An 18,994-nucleotide genomic window follows, 5' to 3' on the forward strand; every position below is an offset into this window, starting at 1 on the left:
CCCAACATCGCTACAGCGTTCATGGGTCTCACCTCCGAGCGTCGAGTCACAGTCAGCCGGAACCGTAGAAGCATCAGGCGATCTCGTCCACCGAATTAAGTCAGCGCCAGCTTGAGGCCCAGAGCTGCGAACGAGGCGGCGAAGAACCGGCGCAGCCACACCATCACCCGCGGCCGTGCCAGCACGCGGTCGCGCATCGACGCCGCGAACACCCCGTACACGGCGAAGACCGCGAACGTCAGCGCCATGAACACCGCGCTGAGCGACACCATCTGACCGAACCCGGTGGCGAACTGCGGCAGGAACGCCACGAAGAAGATCGTCAGCTTCGGGTTGAGCAGGTTGATCAGCACCGCCGACACCACGATCTTGCGCGCCGACGCGGGCGCCGCGGCGGTGTCCACGACCAGTTCGCTCTTGTCGCGCAACGTCATCCACGCCAAATAGGCCAGATACGCCACACCCAGGTACTTCACGATCTCGTACGCCAACGCGCTCGCGTGCAACAACGCCGCCAACCCCGTGACGGTGGCCAGCACGTGCGGCACGATCCCCAGAGTGCAGCCGAACGCGGCGATGACGCTCGCCCGCCGTCCGTGCGCGAGACCCGCCGACAACGTGTAGAGCACACCGGTTCCGGGGGTGGCGACCGCGATCAACGTCGTGACCAGGAATGCAAGGCTCATGCGGTTCACCCTGCCGTCAAAGCGGTCCAGAAAGCAGAGCCAAAATCGGCTCGCCAAGTTGGTCCACTTCCGATGTCGAGAACTCGCGGCGAGTACCGTCCCAGAGGCATGAGCATCAAGAGCATGCACCACGTCGGCATGACCGTCACCGATCTCGCGGCCACCGTCGCGTTCTTCGAAGCCCTCGGCATGGAGATCGAAGGCAAGGCGCACATGGAAGGCGAGTTCGTCGACGGCGTCATCGGCCTCGACGGGTCCAAGAGCGAGATCGCGATGATGCGCACGCCGGACGACAAGTACCGCGTCGAGTTCAGCGAGTTCGCGACGCCGGACGCCATCGACGGCAGCTCGCACGCCCCGATCAACGCCCTGGGCCTGCGGCACATCGCGTTCGTCGTGGACGACCTCGACGCCACCCTCGCCCGCATCAAGCCGCACGGCGGCGAGGTGGTGTGCAACGTCGAGACCTACAAGGACATGCTGAAGACCTGCTACGTCCGCGGCCCCGAGGGAATGCTCATCGAGCTGTGCGAGTACTTCAGCTGAGCGCCCGCGCATACGCCGTGGGAGACACTCCGACGGTCTGGGTGAAGTCGCGCACGAGGTGGGCCTGGTCGCTGTAACCGAGGTCGGCGGCCAGCCGAGCCCACTCGACCTCGGACTCCGCGCGTTCCAACGCCTCGTGGATCCGGTAGCGCAGGATCACCCACTTCGGGCTCACCCCGACGTAGTCCGCGAACAGCCTTTGCATCGTCCGCACCGAAACCCCGGCTGACTGTGCGAACCCGGTGACCTTGCGGATCTCGCGGTCCTCCCGGATTCGTTGGACCAGCTCCATCGCCAACGTCGCCTGGGGATCAGCGACCGGCCGCATCCCCAGCAGGAACTGATCGAGCGCGGCCACTCGGGAATCCTCGTCCTCCACGTCCAGCACTGGCGACGCGCACACGTCAGGAAGCCGCACGCGCTTCCCGGTCCACTGCGACACCGGCTCAGCGCGGAACGGCCGGAACCCACCGGGCCGGAACTGCACGCCCGCCACCCGAATCCGCCCGTCCAGCACGTGGCTGAACAGTCCCAGCGCCACCCCGGCGATCTCCGGGTGCGCGTACCCGTGTTCGAAGACGATGTTCACGGACGGATGCGGCACCACGTAGGAGGTGTAGGGCTCGTCGAGCGTGCCGTCGATCAGCCAGTAGTGCTCCAAGTACGGCTGGAGCTCGGCGCACGGCATGCGGCGGCGGAACCGCACGTGGGAGAAGAGCTCGCGCGCGTCCACGATTCCCCTGGTGTCGCGGCGTGGCTCTGGCACGGCACCGATCCTAGGTTGGCGCGTTTTTTCAAGAGCGCGGAACCCACACGGCCATAGCGTCGGAACCATGAAGCTCAGCGTTCTGCTCGACCGCGCCCGCGACCACGCGTTGCCCGTCATCGCGACCATCTCCGACGACGACCTGACCAAGCCCACCCCGTGCGCCGACTACGACGTCAGCGCCCTGCTCGACCACCTGCTCCACGTCGTGGTGGAGTTCCAGAAGCTCGCCGTCAAGCAGGACGCGGACTTCAGCCACACGCCGAACTACCCGGACTGGCGCGCGCAGTACCCGGAGGAGTCGCGCAAGCTCGTCGACGCGTGGGGACAGCCCGGTGCCGACGAGGGCATCGCGGGGAACATGGGGTTGCCCGCGCAGACCGTCGGCGGACTGGCGTTGCTCGACCTGACGATCCACGTCTGGGACCTCGCGCAGGCGACCGGCCAGAGCTTCGAACCGGACACCGAGGTGTTCGACGAGGTCTCGAACCTCGTCACGCAGATGGGCCCGACGGCCATCGAGTGGAACGTCTTCAAGGCTCCCGTGGAGCCGCCGGCCGACGCGTCGCCGATGGAGCGGCTGATCGCCCGCACCGGCCGTGACCCGCGCTGGAGTGCTTGACTGGACGGCATGCTGACGATCGGGATGCTGGGCGGGATGAGCTGGGAGAGCAGCGCGGAGTACTACCGGCTGGCGAACGTGCTGGTACGCGAACGCGTCGGCGGCCTGCACTCGGCCAAGGTCGTGCTGCACTCCGTGGACTTCGCCGAGATCGAACGCATGCAGGTCGAGGGCCGCTGGGACGACGCGGGCAAGGCGCTCGCCGAGGCCGCGTCCGGTGTCCAGGCGGCGGGCGCGGACTTCCTGCTCATCTGCACCAACACCATGCACAAGGTGTTCGACCAGGTGCAGGCCGCCGTCGACATCCCGGTGATCCACCTCGGCGACACGACCGCAGCGGCGATCAAGGCGGCCGGGCTCACCACAGTCGGACTGCTCGGCACCGGGTTCACGATGGACCAGGCGTTCTACCGCGAACGCCTGGAATCCCACGGACTTCGCGTGCTGCTTCCGTCCGAAGAGGACCGCGCGACGGTGCACCGGATCATCTACGACGAGCTGTGCCTCGGCATCGTCCGCGACGAGTCCCGCCGCGCCTACCAGGACGTGATCGCCCGGTTCGACGGGGCGGAAGGCATCATCCTGGGCTGCACCGAGATCGAGCTGCTGATCGGCCAGGACGACGTGCCACTGCCGGTGTTCCCGACGACTCGCCTGCACGTCGAAGCGGCGGTGGACCGCGCCATCTGAGTGACGTGAGGCGCGGATCGCTCGCGCGTGGCCGATAGTGGACGGATGCGCAGCGAGCAGTTCGCGTGGTCCGGCCGCGACTGGCGGATGCCGGTCTGGCTCTGGCTCGGCCTGCTGACGATGTTCGTGAGCGTGCTGCACATCGTCATCGACTTCGGCGTCGGCCTGTTCGACCTGCACGGGACGCTGAGCCTGACCGAGACGACCACGCTGATCGGCATCGCGCTCATCCAGCTCTGGTGGGCGATCTCGTTCACGGCTGGTGCCCAGGGCAACGGCGGCGGCGTCGCCAGCGCAGGGATCCTCGGCGCCGGTTGGTCGGCGCTGACCAACGGCTTCCCGATCGTCTACTGCCCGCCCGTGTGTCCGGAAGCGCGGCCGCTGACCGACATCGGCCACCTCGGCAGCATCGTGTTCGGCATCCTGCTCGCGCTCGTCGCGATCTGGACGTTGTGGCGTGCTCGGACACTTCCGCACTGGTTCATGCCGACCGTGGCGACGATCTTGGTGGTCGGGACCGTCGTGTCGTTGGCGAACAGCCCGATCACCTGAAAACGGGCCATTCTGTGAAGAAGTGATGTGGCGCAGGTGCCAACGCGGACACGCTGAGCGGGGTCTTAGTCACTGAGGGCTATACCTCCATCGGTGAACCAGGGGAGTTCGCGTTGAAACGATCACATCTGGCCGCGGGTCTGACGGCTGTCGTGGTTGCCGCCACGGCAGCCGTTCCGGTTTCCGCGGCACCACAACAACAAGAGGTGCAGGCCGACGGGCTGACCACCAAGGTCACGCTCGTCACCGGTGACGAGGTCGTCGTCACCAACGGCAAGGTCCAGGTCAGGGGCAGGGACAACGTCCGTTTCCGCACCTTCAAGGATCCGAAGGGCGACCTCCACGTCGTTCCCGAGGATGCGCAGGCGAGGCTCAACTCCGGTGAGCTCGACCCGCGGCTGTTCGACGTCTCGCTGCTCGCGAGATCCGGTTACGACGACGCCTCCAGCAAGACCGTTCCGCTGATCGTGCAGGGGCAGGGGATCAGCGCGGCGAACGCGGAGTCGTTGCCGAGCATCAACGCACACGCCGTCACTGTCGAGAAGAACAGCGGATTCTGGACCGGGGCTCGGGCGGCGGGCACCGGGAAGATCTGGCTCGACGGCAAGGTCACCGCGTCGCTGGACCGCAGCGCCGCGCAGGTCGGCGCACCCCAGGCGTGGGCGAAGGGCCTGACGGGCAAGGACGTCACGGTCGCCGTGCTCGACACCGGTGTCGACGAGACGCACCCGGACCTCGCGGGCGCCGTCGTCGAGTCGAAGAACTTCAGCGACAGCGACACCACCGACGACCGCCTCGGCCACGGCACGCACGTCGCCTCCACGATCACGGGCGAGGGCAAGTACAAGGGCATCGCGCCTGACTCGAAGCTCGTCAACGGCAAGGTGCTCGGCGACTACGGCGGCGGCCGCGAGAGCGACATCATCGCCGGCATGGAGTGGGCCGCCACCAAGGCTCGCGTGATCAACATGAGCCTCGGCAGCTCGTGGCCCGACGAGGGCACCGACCCGATGTCGCTGGCGCTCAACAAGATCACCGAGCAGACCGGCGCGTTGTTCGTCGTCGCCGCCGGCAACTCCGGTGGCACGGTCGGCTCACCCGCGTCCGCCGACGCTGCCCTCACCGTCGGCGCCGTGGACCGCGACGACAAGCTCGCCGAGTTCTCCTCGCGCGGCCCGCGCTGGGTGAACAACGCGATCAAGCCCGACATCACCGCGCCGGGCGTCGACATCGTGGCGGCGAAGGCGAAGAACGGGCAGATCGGCACGCCGGTCGACGAGGGGCACGTCGCGCTGTCCGGCACGTCGATGGCCACCCCGCACGTGGCGGGCGCGGCGGCGATCTTCGCCTCGCAGCACCCGTCGTGGAAGGCCGGTGACCTGAAGGCCGCGCTGATGAACAGCGCCAAGCCGAACCCGTCGCTGACCGTCTACGAGCAGGGTTCCGGACGTCTCGACGTGGCCCGTGCGGTGTCGTCCGCCGTGACGACGTCGGCGGGAAGCTTGTCCTTGGGCACGGCGTTGTGGCCGCACGACGACGACAAGGCCATCACGCAGAAGCTGACCTACCGCAACAGCGGCACCACGGACGTGACGATCGACCTGAGCGTCGCCGACGTGAAGCCCGCCGGGTCGCTGTTCAGCGTGTCGCCGTCGAAGCTGACGATCCCCGCCGGTGGGTCCGCCGACGCCGTCGTCACCGCCGACACCCGCGTGGCCGCACCCGACGCGATCTACGGCGCCGTCGTGGTGTCGTCCGACGGTGTGCGCGTGCCGATCGGTGTGGTGAAGGAGGTCGAGAGCTACGACGTGAAGATCACGTTCCTCGACCGCAACGGCAAGGCGACGCCGGACTACACCTACCGGTTCGTCGACGTGAACCAGCCGATGGCGTACTTCCGGTTCGACCCGTCGGGCACTTTGGTGCAGCGCCTGCCCAAGGGCACGTTCTTCCTCGACGGCTCGATCTACACGCCTCCCGCCGACCCGGCGCAACGCGGTTCGTCCACCACGCTGACCGAACCGGCGCTGGAGATCACGGGCCCGACCGACCTGGTGTTCGACGCGCGTCAGGCCACCCAGCCGTCGATCGCGCTGGAGCAGGAAGCCAAGTCGGCGACCGCTGAGCTGGGCTTCAACATGCAGGCGAACTGGGGCGAGACCGGCGGCACCTGGCTGATGAACTCGTTCGACGGGTTCTTCATCCGTGCGTCCAAGACGTCGTGGCCGAAGTTCGGGTTCTACGCGCAGACGGTCATGGCCAAGCCCGACGCCAACGGCAAGTTCGACGGCAGCCCGTACCAGTACCACGTGCGGATCTCCGAGAAGGGCCGCGTGCCGGCGGACGTCCAGCGCACGGTGCGCGACCGCGACCTGGCTCGCGTGAACTCGGTGACGCACGCCCGCGTGCCGGGTTCGATCGGCCAGCGCGACAACGGCGCCTCCGGTCCGTTGCCGTTGCGGCTCAAGGAGTTCTACACGCCCGACGTCGACTGGTCCGGCTCGCTCACCGAGTTCGCGAAGCTCGGCGAGTACCCCGGCCACGGCTACCAGTACTCGGCCCAGCCGCGCGTCTTCAAGCTCGGCAAGCCGGTCACCGAGCACTGGAACAGCGCCGTCTACGGCCCCGGTCTGCCGAACGACTCGCGCTACGTGCGGTTCGCCGGCCGCTCCGGCAACCGGCTGCGGCTCGACGTGCCGATCTTCGCCGCACAGGGCATGTTCGGCGGCGGCGCCCACACCGGCCGCACCGTCGTGACCCTCGACGGCAAGGTCATCTCCGACCGGCCGTACGCGGGCTCGGCGAACATCGCGGACGTGCCGGCGGAGAAGAAGCGCTACCAGGCCCACGTCGAGGCCACGCGCGACTCGCAGTCGTCGCAGATCACCGCCGACTGGCAGTTCACGTCGGAGTTCGTCGCGGGCGAGGAGTACAAGCCGGTGCCGCTGCTGGCGGTCCGGTTCGCGCCCCGGCTGGACGAGCTCAACCGCGCCGGTCGCGTCGTCACCGTGCCGATCACGGTGGAGCGCAACGGAACCGGTGTGGTGACCGACATCAAGGACCCGGCGGTGCAGATGTCCTTCGACGAGGGCAAGACGTGGAAGCCGGTGCCGTTGCAGAAGACGCGGGGCGGCTGGAAGGTCACGTTGTTCCACCCGCACGGGGCCAAGAACGTGTCGTTCAAGGCTCGGGCGGCGGACTCGGGTGGTGAGGTTCAGCAGACCATCATCCGCGCGTACGACCTGAAGTGACGCAACGGAAATAGCGGGGGAGGGGCTCGGACTACCCGGCCCCTCCCCCCAACTCCACGGCGTCCGGCGACCCAGCTCCACGCCCAGTCGCCCCACCCCACCGCGCCCGGACAGCCCGGCCCCGTTCCTCTACTTCTGGTACGGCGCCAACGTGTCCGGGTCGACATCGGGCGCGCTCATGATCGGGTGCACCTCGATCGGCTGGTTCAGGAGCTTCCCGCCAGGCCCAGGACACGCCGAGCACTTCTGCGCGATCTCCAGCAGCCGTTCCTCGCTGGCCACGTCGACCACCCAGTACCCGGCGATGACCTCCTTGGACTCCGCGAACGGCCCGTCCACGACGCTCGGTTTGCCGTCGTCGCCGCCACGCACCACGAACGCCCGCGCCGGACCGCTCAGTCCCTCCGACTGCAGCAGCTCACCGGACGCACGCAGCTCGGCGTCCAGCGCCCGCATGTAGTTGATCATGCGGTGCATGTCCTCGTCCGACCACGCGGCGAGGCCCTCCCAGTCCTCCTGGTTGCCGCCGTAGCTGACCAGCATGTACTTCACTTCCACTCCCCACCGGTAGCGCGAGCCTTGATCTCCTGCACGGCCCAGCTGTTGCCGTCCGGGTCGTCGAAGAAGATGAACGACCCGCCGTCCGCCTCGTTCATGCGCACGATCTCGCCGACCTCGACGCCGCGTTCGACCAGCTGCGCGCGGGCCTTCTCCAGGTCGGAGACGACCAGCTGCACGCCCTTCAGCGTGCCGGGCTCGCCCCTGACGATGCCCTTGCCCAGCACGATCGAGCAGCCGGAGCCGGGCGGGGTGAGCTGCAGGACGCGGGTGTCCTCGTTGAACGTCGTGTCGTGGTCGACCTTGAAACCGAGCTGCTCTTCGTAGAAGCGCTTGGAGCGGTCGATGTCCGAGACCGGCACGACGACGACTTCCAGGGTCCAGTCCATGGTGAAAGTTCCTCTCAGCGGTGGCCTTGCACCGACCCGTCGAAGTGCTCAGACCGATTTCGACACGGGGTCGCGACCCACATACCCGAGCAGCCGGTCCTGCAGCGGGGCGTCCTCGCCGACGACGACTTCGGGCCCGTAGACCTCGATGTCCGGACCGAACGCGCCGGGCGTGCGGAAGCGTTCCATGAGGTCGGCGGGCACGGACCGCGCCGAAGCCCAGAGGCGTTCCACGTCGGGTGCGGGGATCGTCTCGTCCTGGCCGGTGGCGCGGGCGAGGTCCCAGCCGTGCAGCACGAGGTCGTCGCTCACGACCTGGTCGACGTGGTCCTCCAGCATCATCGGGCCCATCGGCGTCGCGACCTCGGACGTCGCTCGATCCGAGTCCAGCGCCTCTTGCACCTGGCGCCGGGCCTCGCGGAAGTCCGTCAGAGGATCGTCGGTGCGCGGAATCTGGACGCCGAGCATCACGCCGTGCATCTCGATGACGTGGTCCACGACCTCAAGAGCGGTCCACTTGGCACACGGCGACGCGTTCGTCCACTGGTCCGCGCGCACTGCCGCGACCTTTGCCTCGAAAGCTTCTGCACGAGCCCGGTACCTGTCCGCGATCATGGCCTCACTCCTCGACGGCGCCGCCGATCTTGCGCAGATGCTCGCGGAACGTCAGCCCGCTCGCCAGGTAGTCGCCGAACTTCAGCTGGCTGCGCAGGGACTCACCCTGCCTGACGCGCTCGGCCTGCGCTCGTTCAACGTCACGGATCCCGGCGGCTTTGGCCAGCACGGCTTCGACGTCGGCGACCGGCACGAACAGCACGCCGTCGTCGTCGCCGAACACCACGTCGTCCGTGGTGACCGTCCACTGGTCGACCTCCGCCGTCGAGAGAGCCTCGGGCGCACGGTCCCGCAAGCTGAGCGGGCCCGTGGGGTTCGCACCGAGGCTGAACACCGGCAGCCCGATCGCGCGGATGTCCTGGGTGTCGCGGTGCAGTCCCCAGATCACGACACCGGCGAGCCCGGCGGCGCGGGCTTCGAGGACGATCAGGTCGCCCACGCACGCCTCGTCGGTGCGGCCGTCGTTGTCGACGACCAGCACGTCGCCGGGCTGCGAGCGTTCTACGGCCTCCAGGAAGACGTCGACGCTGCCCGCGTGCCGGGCGGGCAGGACGCGGCCCGCCGTCTTGGTGCCGGGGATGACCGGCGTGAGGGTAACCGTGCGGACCGGGATGTTCGCCCGGATGCAGGCGTCGGCGAGGTGCGCGGTGGTGAGATCCAACTCAGCGAGATCCATGCGCAGATTCTTACGCCGACACCGCTTTCTCGGTGGACTCGGTGCGCGAGTCGTTCCGCAGCACGTTCGCCGACACCGCCGCCACCACGCAGAACACCACGGGCAGCAAGAACGCGATGTTGAGCGGCACCAGGTGCGTCAGCCACCCGATCACCGCCGGCCCGGCCAGCACGCCGACGTACCCGATCCCGACCACCCGCGACATGTTCGCCGCGGCCGCACCCGGTTCCGCGTGTCCGGCGGCGCTGAACAACTGCGGGACCGTGCCCGCGAGCCCGGCTCCGGCGATCGCCCAGCCGATGAGCGCCAGCCAGATCCACGGCGACAACGCCGCCGTCACGATCCCCACCGCACCGATCGCCGAACCCCAGCGCAGCACCGCGACGGAGCCCACCCGAGCGGTGATCCGGTCCGCGAGCAGCCGCCCACCGGTCATCGTCGTCGCGAACGCGCCGTACGCGAGCGCCGCGATGTCCGGCGACGCGTCGAGGACGTCCTGCAGGTGCAGCGCGCTCCAGTCGTACGCCGCGCCCTCGCTCAGCATCACCAGACCCGCGAGCACGGCCATCACCCAGATCCGGCGCGGCACCTTGCGCTTGCCGGTGGCCTGGACGTGCTGCTCTTCCTTCTCGTCGAGCAACATCCGAGCCAGTACGACGCTGACCACGACACCCAGCACCGCCGCCGACCCGAGCGTGACAGCGGGGGAGAGCTCCCAGCTGAGCGTGCGGGAACCGATCAACGCCGCCGCCACACCGCCGAGCGACCACGTCGCGTGGAAGGCCGACATGACAGGGCGTTCGTAGTGGCGCTCCACCACCACGGCGTGCGCGTTCATGCTCACGTCGATCAGGCCGTTGCCGATGCCGAAGATGAGCAGCGCCGCACCGAGCGTCCACTGCCCGACGGCCAGACCGGGCAGCACGGCCGTGACGCTGTTGAACACGCCCGCGATCGGCAGGATCAGTTTCACGCCCCTGCTGTCGGTGATCCTGCCGCCGACCCTCATGCCCACGAACGCGCCCAGGCCGAGCAGCAGCAGCAACCGGCCGAGCTCGGCGTGGTCGATGCCGGTGCGCTGCTCGACGGTCGGGATGTGCACGAGCCACAGCCCGAGCAGGAACCCGTTGAGCGCGAAGTACGTGAAGGTGGCCACCCGCGCGGCCTTGAGAGCGTTCACATGCTTCACGCTAACGAACGGTTGCCGTGTTCGAAAGGTTGTGTTTCGAACACCACTGATGTTCAATCGCGATCGTGTCCCGCTTGAAGCAGATCACCGAGGCCGTGCGCGACGCCGGCTCCCTCGGCGTGGCCGACCTGGCGACGCTGACCGGTGCGTCCGAGATGACCATTCGCCGCGACCTGGAGGTTCTCGCAGCTCAGGGCGTCCTCGAACGCTATCGGGGCGGCGCCCGCAGCCTGCTGTTGCGCGGCGAGGAGCCCCCGTTCGCGCTGCGCACCGACGAGAACATGGACGCCAAGCGCCGCATCGCCGCGGCCGTCGCGGGCCTGATCGCGGATGGTGAGTCGGTCGTGCTCGACAGCGGCACCACGTGTCTAGAGGTCGCTCGTCTGCTGCACGACCGCCGCATGACCGTGATGCCTCTCTCGCTGCACGCCGTCAACGCGCTGTCCTCCAGCACCTCTCTCACGCTGCTCGTACCGGGCGGACGACCGCGGCCCGGCGAGCTCGCGCTGACCGGACCGTTGACGCTCGCTTCGTTGCAGGCCTTGCGCTTCGACACCGCCGTGATCGGATGCTGCGGCCTGTCCGCCTCGCACGGCCTCACCGCTTTCGACCTGGAGGACGCCTCGGTGAAACGCACCGCCATCGCCTCGGCCCGGCGCGTGATCGCCGCCGTCGACGCCTCGAAACTGACCCGCACCGCGCTGGCGTTCGTCGCGCCGGCGTCCTCTTTGGACGCGGTGGTGACCGACGCGGACGGCGACGAAGGCCTGGAATCCGCGGGCGTGACGGTGGTGACGGCGTGATCGTGCTGTTCGACATGTTCGGCGTGATCGCACGCGACCAGTCACCCCTGGTGATGCAGCAGATGAGCACCTCGGACGAGTTCTGGGACTCCTACTGGGAGCACCGCCCCGCCTACGACCGCGGCGACGTGACCGCGGACGAGTACTGGGACCTCGTCGGCCACCCGTCGCTCGTCGACCTGGACGTCCAGAGCTGGAGCCGGGTCGACTACGAGATGGTCGCGTTCCTGCACGCGCTGAACCGGGCCGAGCAGCGGATCGCGTTGCTGTCCAACATCCCCGAGGACCACGCCCGGAACTTCGAACGCACCTACGCGTGGCTCGACCTGTTCGAGGTGCGCGGGTTCTCGTGCCGCATCGGCCACGCCAAGCCGGAAGCGGAGGCGTTCGAGTGGTGCCGCGAACGGCTCGGCGACGACGACATCCTGTTCGTCGACGACAAGCAGGAGAACGTCGAGGCCGCCGAACGGCTCGGCATGCGCGGCCACCACTTCACCGGCATCGACGGCCTGCGCTTCCTGCTCTAGGCCCCGGCGCCGCCGTCGACCGGCACGATCGCGCCCGTCACCATCGACGCGCGATCGCTGAGCAGCCACGCGGCCACTTCGGCGACCTCACGCGGCTCGGCCATGCGCCCCAACGGTGTCGAAGCGGTGATGCGGTCGACGACACCGGGAGTCGCCGCCTCCCACGCGTCGATCATCTCCGTGGCCGTGCCGCCGGGCGTGATGCCGTTGACCCGGATTCCCTGGGGCGCCCAGGTGACGGCCGCGGTCTCGGTGAGGGAGTTGAGCGCCCGCTTCATCGCCGCGTACGCGGGCAGGGCGGGGTTGGCGCGCCGGCTGCCGATGCTGGACGTGTTGACGATCGCGCCGGCACCTCCCCGTCGCATCAACGCGGCCTCGGCCGTCATCGCGACCCAATGGGCGCGGAAGTTCACGGCGAACTGCACGTCGACGTCCTCGTCGCTGGTGGTGTCGAGCGGTCCTGGGTGCTGGATGGTGGCACCGTTGTTGAACGCGCCGTCGAGCCGTCCGTGCAGCTCCTCGACACGATCGACGGCGGCACGGATGCTCGCGCGGTCGGCGAGGTCCATGGTCACGGCGTCCGCGACACCGCCCGCCGTACGGATCTCCTTCACGAGGAGGTCGAGCGGTTCCCGGCTGCGGGCGGCGAGCACGACGGAGGCACCCTCGGCGGCGAAGAGCCTGGCCGCGGCCGCCCCGATGCCGCGGCTCGCTCCGGTGATGAAGACGACCTTGCCGGTGAGCAGTGCGTTGTTCTGAGTCATGACACCAATGTCAGCGCGGCGCCCCGAACGGATGCAGGCACAGGTAGTACCAGGATCAGCGGCCGCGAGAAGGGCAGACTCGGGGTATGGACAAGCAGGAGCTCGGCGCGTTCCTCCGCAGCCGCCGCGAACGGCTCACCCCGGAGGACGTCGGTCTGCCCTCCGGTCCGCGGCGACGCACACCGGGCCTGCGCCGCGAGGAGGTCGCGGTCCTCGCGCACATCTCCACCGAGTACTACATCCGGCTCGAACAGGGCAGGGCGCCGTGGCCGTCGGGGGAGGTCCTCGCCGGTCTCGCGGGCGCGCTGCGGCTCACCGACGCGGAGTCCGACCACCTGCACGTCCTCGCGGGCAGTGCCCCGGTCCGCACCGGGCTGCATCGGCGCGACGTCCGGCCGAGCATCCTCGCGCTGCTCGAACGGCTGCCGCAGACCGCCGCGTTCGTGACGTCCGCCGTGTTCGAGGTGCTGGCGTGGAACGACCTCGCGGCCGCGCTGATGGGCGACTTCGCCTCGCAGGACCGCAACCTCGCGCGCCGGGTGTTCCTGGGACCACCGCTGTTGTCGGGGGTCTCCGACACCGCCGAGTTCCGGCACCACGCCGTGATGCGACTGCGTGCCACCCTGGCCCGCTACCCGGCGGATCCGGCGGTCACCGGTCTCATCGACGAGCTTCGTGCCGACCAGGACTTCGCCCGGCTCTGGGATCGGCACGACGTGCAGGCCGCGCCGACGCTCACGAAGACGTTCCGCCACCCGGTGGTCGGGCCGATCACCGTCGACTGCGACTCGCTCGCGCTCACGGACCGCGACCAGTACCTCGTGCTCTACAGCGCACCGGTCGGATCTCCGGCGGCCGAGGCCCTGGAGTTCCTGGGAGTGCTCGGCGCTACGGTTGGGTGATGGGCCGCAAGCTGCTGGCCGCGGCGTTCTACGCGCCCGGTCACCTCGACCTGGACGCGTTCGGCCCGTTCAACCTGGTCGACGCGAAGACCGAACGCCTCGACGACCACACGTGCACGACGGTGTGGTTCCGCCAGCACGACTTCCTCGGCCTCCGCGACCACGAACCCACACCCCGCCTCGCCGACGACCCCGCGCTGCCGTTCGCGCACTACTTCCGTGACACGGCGGTGCAGGCACGCTGCGAGGTGGCGTTCCTCGTCACGCACCCGCACCAGGCCGACCCCGACTGGCTGGCGGGGCGGTACTGGACGGTGCAGGCGCGTGACGTGGACTCCCTGGTGGCCGAGGCGTTCGGGCTGCTGCACCTCGACGACGGCATGGTGCTCGACTGGGACGCGCCCCGGCTGAACGAGCGCAACATCCTGCCGGGCGGCCCAGGCCTGACGATCTTCGCGAACTCCGGATGGGCGCGCTGGTTCTAGAAGAGCGTCGACCAGTAGAACCAGAACGCCTGCAGCACCCCGGCCGCGATCAACAGGTACCACAGGATCAGCACGACGCTGTGGTACTGGAAGTCCGGCTTGATGTTGCGCAGCGTCGTGTACCAGAAGATCGGGATCGTCACCGCCCACACGACCATGCAGTACGGGCACAGCGCGCCGATCTCGTACAGCGACTGGAAGATCAGCCAGTGCACGAACAGCACGCCGGACGTCACGCCGACCTGCAGCCCGATCCACACCCACCGCGGCAACGTCACCCCGGCGAGCAGCAGGACGCCCACGGTCGTCACGACCGCGAAGCCCGCGATGCCGATCAGCGGGTTCGGGAACCCGAACGCCTCTGCCTGCGCGGTCTTCATGATCGAGCCGCAGCTCAGCACCGGGTTGATGCTGCACGTCGGCACGTAGAACGGGTCCTTGAGCAGCGCGATCTTCTCGATCGTCAGCACGGACGAGGCGACCAGGCCGACGAACCCGCCGAGCGCGAGCACCCACGCGACGATCCGGTTCACTTGGCGAGCTCCCGGTCGATCGCGGCCTTGAGGTTGTCGTACGACGGCGCGCCGCTGAACTTGGTGCCGTTGATGAAGAACGTCGGCGTCCCCTGCACGCCGAGCTTCGATCCCTCGGTCCGCGACGCCAGCACGCGGTCCCGCAGCGCCGGGTCGTCGAGCGCCTTCTCGAACGCGGCCGTGTCGAGGCCGACCTGCTGCGCGACGCCGACGAACGCGGCGCGCTGCGACGTCTGCTGGCCGCCCCACTCCTGCTGCGAGTCGAACAACGCCTTGAACATCGCGTCCTTCTTGCCCTGCACGTCGGCGGCCTCGACGGCGATCGCGGCCAGCTCGGCGTTGCGGTGCATGGGCAGCGGGAAGTGCTTGATGGCGAACGTGACGCGGTCGCCGTACTCGCTCTTGAGCTTCTCCACGCCGGGGTAGGCGGCGCGGCAGGACGGGCACTCCACGTCGAGGTACTCGACGACGGACACCTTGCCGTCACTCGACTGTGGCGCGGCCGTGGTGTCGTTGCGGGAGAACAGGAAGAAACCGGCGACCACCACCGCGACGACGGCGACGATGATCAGGGACAGACGGGCGTTCTTGGACATGGCTGAAGAAACCTCCGACGAAGGCTGGGAAATGGGCCGAGGACCTTCGGGAGGTCTATGTGCGCAGCACGCAGAGCTGCGCCAGCCGGACTTCCAGCCGACGTGAAGGACGAGACCAGACCGGCACCGGGACCAGGCGTGCGGGCACGGACCCGGCGCGCCGCAGCACGGCGAACCCGATCAGCACCGCCAGCGCCACCACGAGACACGCGCCCGCGACGAGAATGCCCTCGATCAACCCGCCGTCGTCGGCGGTGTCGGAGTGCGCCACCACGTGGGTGCTCGACGTCGGACACTGCGCGGTCCAGGCGAACTCCGTCTCACACGGAGTGCCCTGCATCATCGCGACCCCGGCCACCAGCGCGAGCACGGCGAACACGCGCACGAGATACGCACGGGTCCGGGAGGTCACGTGATCCAGAGTAGCGACCTACGCTGACGACCATGAAACGTGTCGGCATCATCGGGGTGGGCGAGATCGGCCGGGCACTCGTGACAGGCCTGCGTCACGACGGCGACACGTCGATCGAGATCTACCTGTCCCCGCGCGGTGCCACCACGTCCGCCGCGCTGGCCTCGGCTTTCCCCGGCGTGCACGTGTGCGCCTCCAACCAGGACGTCGTCGACAACTCCGACCTGGTGATCATCGCCGTGCGCCGCCAGGACCACCACGAGGCCCTCGCCGGCCTCCGGATCTCCGGCAAAGTCGTCGTCAACGTGATGGCCGGCGTCGCGGATTTGCGCGAGACACTCGGCACCGACTCTCCGGTGGTCAGGGCCATTCCGCTGCCCGCCATCCGCGAACGCCGCTCCATCACGGTCGTCCACCCGTCGCACCCGGTCGTCGACGCCCTCTTCGACCGCCTCGGTGGTGCTCTGCCGGTCGCGGACGAGGCGGCGTTCGACGTGTTCTCCGCGCTGACCGGCACGCTGACCACGCACTACGCCTACCTCGCCACGCTCGCCTCGTGGGCCACGGACCATGGCATCGTTTCCGGGGATGCCGACCGGTACCTCCGTGACCTCTTCCAGGGCGTCGGCCGGTCGTTGGGCGACGAGACCCGCACGCTGGCCCAGCTCGCCGCCGACCACGAGACCGCGGGTGGCAGCAACGAGCGCATCCGCACGACCTGGTTCGACGAGGCCAATTCCGACGCGTTGCGCGGGGCCCTCGACGGACTGCTGACCATCCTGCGCCGCTAGAGCACCGGGGGAGACGTTGCACGAATCAGACCGCCTGGTCCTCGCCGGGCAACCCGTCCCCGGCCACCTCATGCCACAGGAGCGCTTGGCCGGCGGACAGATCTATCGGCTGGTGGACTCTTGCCTGTCGCTGACATCCGAACAGCGAGCGGAGGTGCTCGCGTTCGCAGACTCGCTGCCGCAGCAGGAACGTCCAGGCCCCGCCATGATGCCAAGTTGTCTCGATCTCTTCATGGCGAGCAGCGGACCTGGAGCCGTCGTCATGCGGTTGCTCTCCAACCGGAATCTGTCCCCGCTCGGTGTGTCCAAGTCGATTCTCCACCTCACGGAGGGGCGCCGGTACTGGGCCCATTCCAGCTACAACCAGGTCGGCATGGGCCGCAAGAAGCTCACTCCTGACCTGCTGGGCGACATGGCGCCGTTGCTGGACATCGCGGCCGACGATCTCGCCGAGCTGACCGGAGTCATCCCGGAAGGCACACCGATACCGGGTCTCGGCGAGATCGTCTGGGCCGTCCGAAGGCTGACCCGCGACCAGGTCGAGGAAGTGTCGGAGTTCGCGAAAAGCCTCGGCTAACCCCAGAACGCGAGCTTGTGCTCGGCCGCGTAGTCGACTCGCCCGATCGCACCGGGAGCCAGTGACTGCACGTACTGCCCCTCCGAGAACCGCGGCCACCCAGGGGTGCCGGACCGCGCGAAGTCCGTCCACGTCTTGATCATGTAGTCGGACAGCGCACGGTCGTGAGCGAAGTCGTCCTCCGGGAACAGGTACTCGATGTCCGCCGAATGCCCAGCGTCCTGCGCGGCGAACTCGAAGGCGTAGACCGGGGCCTTGCGCGCGTACAACGTGTTCTGCCGAAACGTCGCCCGCGCCCACACACGATCCGTCAGCAGCGTGGCCCACGCGTCCTTCGGCGAAGCGAAGGCCGACACCGGGTACTCCCGTGAGATCTCCACGGCACGTTCGGGGAATGCCTCCCGCACCAACCGCGAGTAGTCCTCAGTGGACATCGCGCCCGGCCGGAACAGTTCGACGAAGCTCTTGTGCTCATCCCGTGTGGCACCAACCAGCATCGGGACGTCCAGGAACTCACCCGCCTCCAACGAGTCGCCGGGCAGCCGAGGCAGCACGGAGCCGCCGTACCCGACCGGTTGGAAGATGTTCATGATCTGCGGGTAGTCCAGGAGCTTCGACACAGGCAGCCGCCTCAGGCAAGAAACGTCCGCACACCCCAGCTCGCCGGCGATCGCCGCGCCGATCTCCTGGATCTCCGCGACCGGCCGGAACGCCAGCGACGGCAACGCCTCCAGATCCGGGTACCAGGCGCCGCGAGGCACGTCCACCAGCGTGAACGAACTGTGCATGATCGCCCGGTGGAACAGCGGCCGCCGCGCGATCAGATGCGAACCGACGGCCGTGGCGCCGAACGACACCCCGAACAACGTCACGTTCCCCGGATCCCCTCCGAACGCGGAGATGTTGCGCTGCACCCACTCCAGCGCCGCCCGCTGGTCGAGCAGCCCGAACTCGCCGGAGTGCGGAAGGCCCGGCAGCCCGAACCCGCCGAACACGCCCATCCGGTAGTTGAACGTCACCACGACGACATCCCCTTGCCGCGCAAGGCGTTCAGCGTCGAAGAAGTGCCCGGCGCCGATCGCGCCATCCCCGTGGATCCACACCATCACGGGCTTGGCACCCGTCACCGAAGGCGTGGACACGTTCGCGAACAGGCAGTCCTCGTCCGTGCTCCGAGTCTCCGAGTAGCTGGATCCGACCTGCGGACAAGGACTCCCCGGCGTCACCGTGTCCCGCACACCGCTCCACGCCGCCGCCCGCTCCGGCGGCATCCACCGCGAGGCGCGAGCGTAAGGAACCCCCTGGAACACCAGGTGCCCGTCGCGCTGATCCCCTCGAACCTGCCCGGTGTCCACCGAAACGACATCAGACGGCACCGCATCCCCCTTCCCGCAGGCGCTCAACAGAAGCGCTGCGGCCAAGAACATCCCCCGACGCAAGATGACTAACCCCCTGTGGCCAGTTCGACGGCCGCGATCAACTCCTGTTCGCAGACGTCGAGATCGAGTACCCCGGACCGCAGTACGACGCCGTTGCGCATCGCGAGAACGAACACCGCCATCACGTCCGGGTCGAACCCGCGGAACTCGCCCGCCTCCTGCCCCTGCCGCAGAAGATCGGCGAGCCCCACGTGATCGGAGTCGGCGATGCCCCCGTCGGTCACCGCCGCGTGCGCCCTGATGCGCAGGAACGCGAGCATGTCGTCCCGGTGCTCCCGGATGAACGCCACGTTGGCCCGCAGGAACGCGGAAAGCTCCTCGCGCGCCGTCGCCTGCCCCATCCGCGCGGACACGAACCCCTGAAACCGCTCGAGGATGTCGGCGAACACCACGTCCACCAGCTCCTGCTTGTTGCGGAAGTGGTACGAGATCAGCCCGGTGCTGCTCAGCCCGGCACGTGCCGCGATCGCCTTGAACGACGTCTCCGCGTAGTCCAGCTCCGCGATCGTCGCGATGGCGGCGGCGACGATCTGCGCCCGCCGAGCCTGCTCCGTGACCGACTTTGCTCGCATGAGCAAAAGTTAGCACGGCCGAGCAAGGCGCTACCATTCGCGTCCGAACGGGG

General features: G+C 68.6%; 24 protein-coding genes. 11 read left to right on the forward strand and 13 right to left on the reverse strand.

Features of this window, described 5'->3' with window-relative positions; translation table 11 throughout:
• Positions 1–95: 95 nt before the first annotated feature.
• Positions 96–686, reverse strand: coding sequence for a LysE family translocator (locus AB0M24_RS03860; protein WP_363760626.1), 591 nt, complete (start codon positions 684–686; stop codon positions 96–98).
• Positions 687–794: 108 nt separating this feature from the next.
• Here AB0M24_RS03860 and AB0M24_RS03865 point away from each other — a divergent pair, with 108 nt between their 5' ends.
• Positions 795–1,232 carry a VOC family protein gene (locus tag AB0M24_RS03865; RefSeq protein ID WP_363760629.1) on the forward strand — a complete coding sequence of 146 codons (438 nt, stop codon included), beginning with the start codon at positions 795–797 and terminating at the stop codon, positions 1,230–1,232.
• Here AB0M24_RS03865 and AB0M24_RS03870 read toward each other — a convergent pair.
• A complete protein-coding gene (locus AB0M24_RS03870; RefSeq protein WP_363760632.1) occupies positions 1,225–1,998 on the reverse strand; it encodes a helix-turn-helix domain-containing protein in 774 nt (257 codons plus the stop codon). The two genes, AB0M24_RS03865 and AB0M24_RS03870, sit on opposite strands and share 8 nt — an antisense overlap.
• Positions 1,999–2,065: 67 nt before the next feature.
• Here AB0M24_RS03870 and AB0M24_RS03875 point away from each other — a divergent pair, with 67 nt between their 5' ends.
• The 4 genes from AB0M24_RS03875 (at position 2,066) to AB0M24_RS03890 (ending at position 7,113) form a co-directional block, all read left to right on the forward strand.
• A complete protein-coding gene (locus AB0M24_RS03875; RefSeq protein ID WP_363760635.1) occupies positions 2,066–2,620 on the forward strand; it encodes a TIGR03086 family metal-binding protein in 555 nt (184 codons plus the stop codon).
• Between the two features lie 9 nt (positions 2,621–2,629).
• Positions 2,630–3,310, forward strand: a complete 681-nt coding sequence (locus AB0M24_RS03880) for an aspartate/glutamate racemase family protein (RefSeq protein WP_363760638.1) — start codon at positions 2,630–2,632, stop codon at positions 3,308–3,310.
• 45 nt (positions 3,311–3,355) lie between these two features.
• Entirely contained in the window at positions 3,356–3,862 is a 507-nt protein-coding gene (locus AB0M24_RS03885; protein ID WP_363760641.1) for a hypothetical protein, read from the forward strand.
• Between the two features lie 113 nt (positions 3,863–3,975).
• On the forward strand, positions 3,976–7,113 hold the full coding sequence (locus AB0M24_RS03890) for a S8 family serine peptidase (RefSeq protein ID WP_363760644.1): 3,138 nt from the start codon (positions 3,976–3,978) through the stop codon (positions 7,111–7,113).
• Between the two features lie 129 nt (positions 7,114–7,242).
• Here AB0M24_RS03890 and AB0M24_RS03895 read toward each other — a convergent pair whose 3' ends face one another.
• From AB0M24_RS03895 to AB0M24_RS03915, 5 genes are read right to left on the reverse strand one after another with little or no spacing between them, the layout of a single operon-like run.
• Entirely contained in the window at positions 7,243–7,656 is a 414-nt protein-coding gene (locus tag AB0M24_RS03895; RefSeq protein WP_363761566.1) for a YciI family protein, read from the reverse strand.
• 5 nt (positions 7,657–7,661) lie between these two features.
• Positions 7,662–8,060, reverse strand: a complete 399-nt coding sequence (locus AB0M24_RS03900) for a VOC family protein (protein WP_363760648.1) — start codon at positions 8,058–8,060, stop codon at positions 7,662–7,664.
• 48 nt (positions 8,061–8,108) lie between these two features.
• Positions 8,109–8,675, reverse strand: coding sequence for a TIGR03086 family metal-binding protein (locus AB0M24_RS03905; protein WP_363760651.1), 567 nt, complete (start codon positions 8,673–8,675; stop codon positions 8,109–8,111).
• A 4-nt stretch (positions 8,676–8,679) separates the two neighbouring features.
• Entirely contained in the window at positions 8,680–9,351 is a 672-nt protein-coding gene (locus AB0M24_RS03910; protein ID WP_363760654.1) for an RraA family protein, read from the reverse strand.
• 10 nt (positions 9,352–9,361) lie between these two features.
• Positions 9,362–10,597, reverse strand: coding sequence for an MFS transporter (locus tag AB0M24_RS03915; RefSeq protein WP_363760657.1), 1,236 nt, complete (start codon positions 10,595–10,597; stop codon positions 9,362–9,364).
• 8 nt (positions 10,598–10,605) lie between these two features.
• Here AB0M24_RS03915 and AB0M24_RS03920 point away from each other — a divergent pair, with 8 nt between their 5' ends.
• Complete coding sequence (locus AB0M24_RS03920) at positions 10,606–11,343, forward strand: DeoR/GlpR family DNA-binding transcription regulator (RefSeq protein ID WP_363760660.1); 738 nt, start codon at positions 10,606–10,608, stop codon at positions 11,341–11,343.
• The gene (locus tag AB0M24_RS03925; RefSeq protein WP_363760662.1) at positions 11,340–11,870 is read left to right on the forward strand and encodes an HAD-IA family hydrolase; all 531 of its coding nucleotides are present in this window, start codon (positions 11,340–11,342) and stop codon (positions 11,868–11,870) included. The genes AB0M24_RS03920 and AB0M24_RS03925 overlap by 4 nt, the downstream gene beginning before the upstream one ends.
• Here AB0M24_RS03925 and AB0M24_RS03930 read toward each other — a convergent pair.
• The gene (locus AB0M24_RS03930; RefSeq protein ID WP_363760665.1) at positions 11,867–12,634 is read right to left on the reverse strand and encodes an SDR family oxidoreductase; all 768 of its coding nucleotides are present in this window, start codon (positions 12,632–12,634) and stop codon (positions 11,867–11,869) included. The genes AB0M24_RS03925 and AB0M24_RS03930 overlap by 4 nt on opposite strands.
• Before the next feature lie 86 nt (positions 12,635–12,720).
• On the opposite strand from AB0M24_RS03930, the gene AB0M24_RS03935 reads away from it, so the two are divergent.
• Positions 12,721–13,536: a helix-turn-helix transcriptional regulator gene (locus tag AB0M24_RS03935; RefSeq protein ID WP_363760669.1), complete on the forward strand. Its 816-nt coding sequence runs from the start codon at positions 12,721–12,723 to the stop codon at positions 13,534–13,536.
• Positions 13,536–14,021 carry a hypothetical protein gene (locus AB0M24_RS03940; RefSeq protein WP_363760672.1) on the forward strand — a complete coding sequence of 162 codons (486 nt, stop codon included), beginning with the start codon at positions 13,536–13,538 and terminating at the stop codon, positions 14,019–14,021. Before AB0M24_RS03935 ends, AB0M24_RS03940 begins: the two co-directional genes overlap by 1 nt.
• Here AB0M24_RS03940 and AB0M24_RS03945 read toward each other — a convergent pair.
• Genes AB0M24_RS03945 through AB0M24_RS03955 form a run of 3 tightly spaced genes read right to left on the reverse strand, consistent with a single transcriptional unit; the run spans position 14,018 to position 15,562 of the window.
• Positions 14,018–14,554 (reverse strand): vitamin K epoxide reductase family protein, encoded by a 537-nt coding sequence (locus AB0M24_RS03945; protein WP_363760675.1) that lies wholly within the window; start codon positions 14,552–14,554, stop codon positions 14,018–14,020. The two genes, AB0M24_RS03940 and AB0M24_RS03945, sit on opposite strands and share 4 nt — an antisense overlap.
• On the reverse strand, positions 14,551–15,150 hold the full coding sequence (locus AB0M24_RS03950) for a thioredoxin domain-containing protein (protein ID WP_363760678.1): 600 nt from the start codon (positions 15,148–15,150) through the stop codon (positions 14,551–14,553). Before AB0M24_RS03950 ends, AB0M24_RS03945 begins: the two co-directional genes overlap by 4 nt.
• Positions 15,151–15,205: 55 nt before the next feature.
• Positions 15,206–15,562, reverse strand: a complete 357-nt coding sequence (locus tag AB0M24_RS03955) for a hypothetical protein (RefSeq protein ID WP_363760681.1) — start codon at positions 15,560–15,562, stop codon at positions 15,206–15,208.
• A gap of 32 nt (positions 15,563–15,594) precedes the next feature.
• Here AB0M24_RS03955 and AB0M24_RS03960 point away from each other — a divergent pair, with 32 nt between their 5' ends.
• Both AB0M24_RS03960 and AB0M24_RS03965 read left to right on the forward strand, forming a co-directional pair.
• A complete protein-coding gene (locus tag AB0M24_RS03960; RefSeq protein WP_363760684.1) occupies positions 15,595–16,353 on the forward strand; it encodes an NAD(P)-binding domain-containing protein in 759 nt (252 codons plus the stop codon).
• A gap of 154 nt (positions 16,354–16,507) precedes the next feature.
• Positions 16,508–16,930, forward strand: coding sequence for a hypothetical protein (locus AB0M24_RS03965; protein ID WP_363760687.1), 423 nt, complete (start codon positions 16,508–16,510; stop codon positions 16,928–16,930).
• On the opposite strand, the gene AB0M24_RS03970 is transcribed toward AB0M24_RS03965, so the two are convergent.
• Complete coding sequence (locus tag AB0M24_RS03970) at positions 16,927–18,306, reverse strand: carboxylesterase family protein (protein WP_363760690.1); 1,380 nt, start codon at positions 18,304–18,306, stop codon at positions 16,927–16,929. The two genes, AB0M24_RS03965 and AB0M24_RS03970, sit on opposite strands and share 4 nt — an antisense overlap.
• A gap of 68 nt (positions 18,307–18,374) precedes the next feature.
• Positions 18,375–18,941, reverse strand: coding sequence for a TetR/AcrR family transcriptional regulator (locus tag AB0M24_RS03975; protein WP_363760692.1), 567 nt, complete (start codon positions 18,939–18,941; stop codon positions 18,375–18,377).
• Positions 18,942–18,994: the final 53 nt, after the last annotated feature.

The sequence above is a fragment of the Lentzea sp. NPDC051838 genome (assembly GCF_040681245.1).
Taxonomy (GTDB): domain Bacteria; phylum Actinomycetota; class Actinomycetes; order Mycobacteriales; family Pseudonocardiaceae; genus Lentzea.

Bases quoted from the DNA above. Each gene is read 5' to 3' on its own strand.
- AB0M24_RS03880 (WP_363760638.1), top strand. From the start codon at position 2,630: ATGCTGACGATCGGGATGCTGGGCGGGATGAGCTGGGAGAGCAGCGCG.
- AB0M24_RS03910 (WP_363760654.1), bottom strand. From the start codon at position 9,351: ATGGATCTCGCTGAGTTGGATCTCACCACCGCGCACCTCGCCGACGCC.
- AB0M24_RS03950 (WP_363760678.1), bottom strand. From the start codon at position 15,150: ATGTCCAAGAACGCCCGTCTGTCCCTGATCATCGTCGCCGTCGTCGCG.
- AB0M24_RS03905 (WP_363760651.1), bottom strand. From the start codon at position 8,675: ATGATCGCGGACAGGTACCGGGCTCGTGCAGAAGCTTTCGAGGCAAAG.
- AB0M24_RS03885 (WP_363760641.1), top strand. From the start codon at position 3,356: ATGCGCAGCGAGCAGTTCGCGTGGTCCGGCCGCGACTGGCGGATGCCG.
- AB0M24_RS03975 (WP_363760692.1), bottom strand. From the start codon at position 18,941: ATGCGAGCAAAGTCGGTCACGGAGCAGGCTCGGCGGGCGCAGATCGTC.
- AB0M24_RS03860 (WP_363760626.1), bottom strand. From the start codon at position 686: ATGAGCCTTGCATTCCTGGTCACGACGTTGATCGCGGTCGCCACCCCC.
- AB0M24_RS03875 (WP_363760635.1), top strand. From the start codon at position 2,066: ATGAAGCTCAGCGTTCTGCTCGACCGCGCCCGCGACCACGCGTTGCCC.
- AB0M24_RS03900 (WP_363760648.1), bottom strand. From the start codon at position 8,060: ATGGACTGGACCCTGGAAGTCGTCGTCGTGCCGGTCTCGGACATCGAC.
- AB0M24_RS03895 (WP_363761566.1), bottom strand. From the start codon at position 7,656: ATGCTGGTCAGCTACGGCGGCAACCAGGAGGACTGGGAGGGCCTCGCC.
- AB0M24_RS03865 (WP_363760629.1), top strand. From the start codon at position 795: ATGAGCATCAAGAGCATGCACCACGTCGGCATGACCGTCACCGATCTC.
- AB0M24_RS03960 (WP_363760684.1), top strand. From the start codon at position 15,595: ATGAAACGTGTCGGCATCATCGGGGTGGGCGAGATCGGCCGGGCACTC.
- AB0M24_RS03935 (WP_363760669.1), top strand. From the start codon at position 12,721: ATGGACAAGCAGGAGCTCGGCGCGTTCCTCCGCAGCCGCCGCGAACGG.
- AB0M24_RS03940 (WP_363760672.1), top strand. From the start codon at position 13,536: ATGGGCCGCAAGCTGCTGGCCGCGGCGTTCTACGCGCCCGGTCACCTC.
- AB0M24_RS03930 (WP_363760665.1), bottom strand. From the start codon at position 12,634: ATGACTCAGAACAACGCACTGCTCACCGGCAAGGTCGTCTTCATCACC.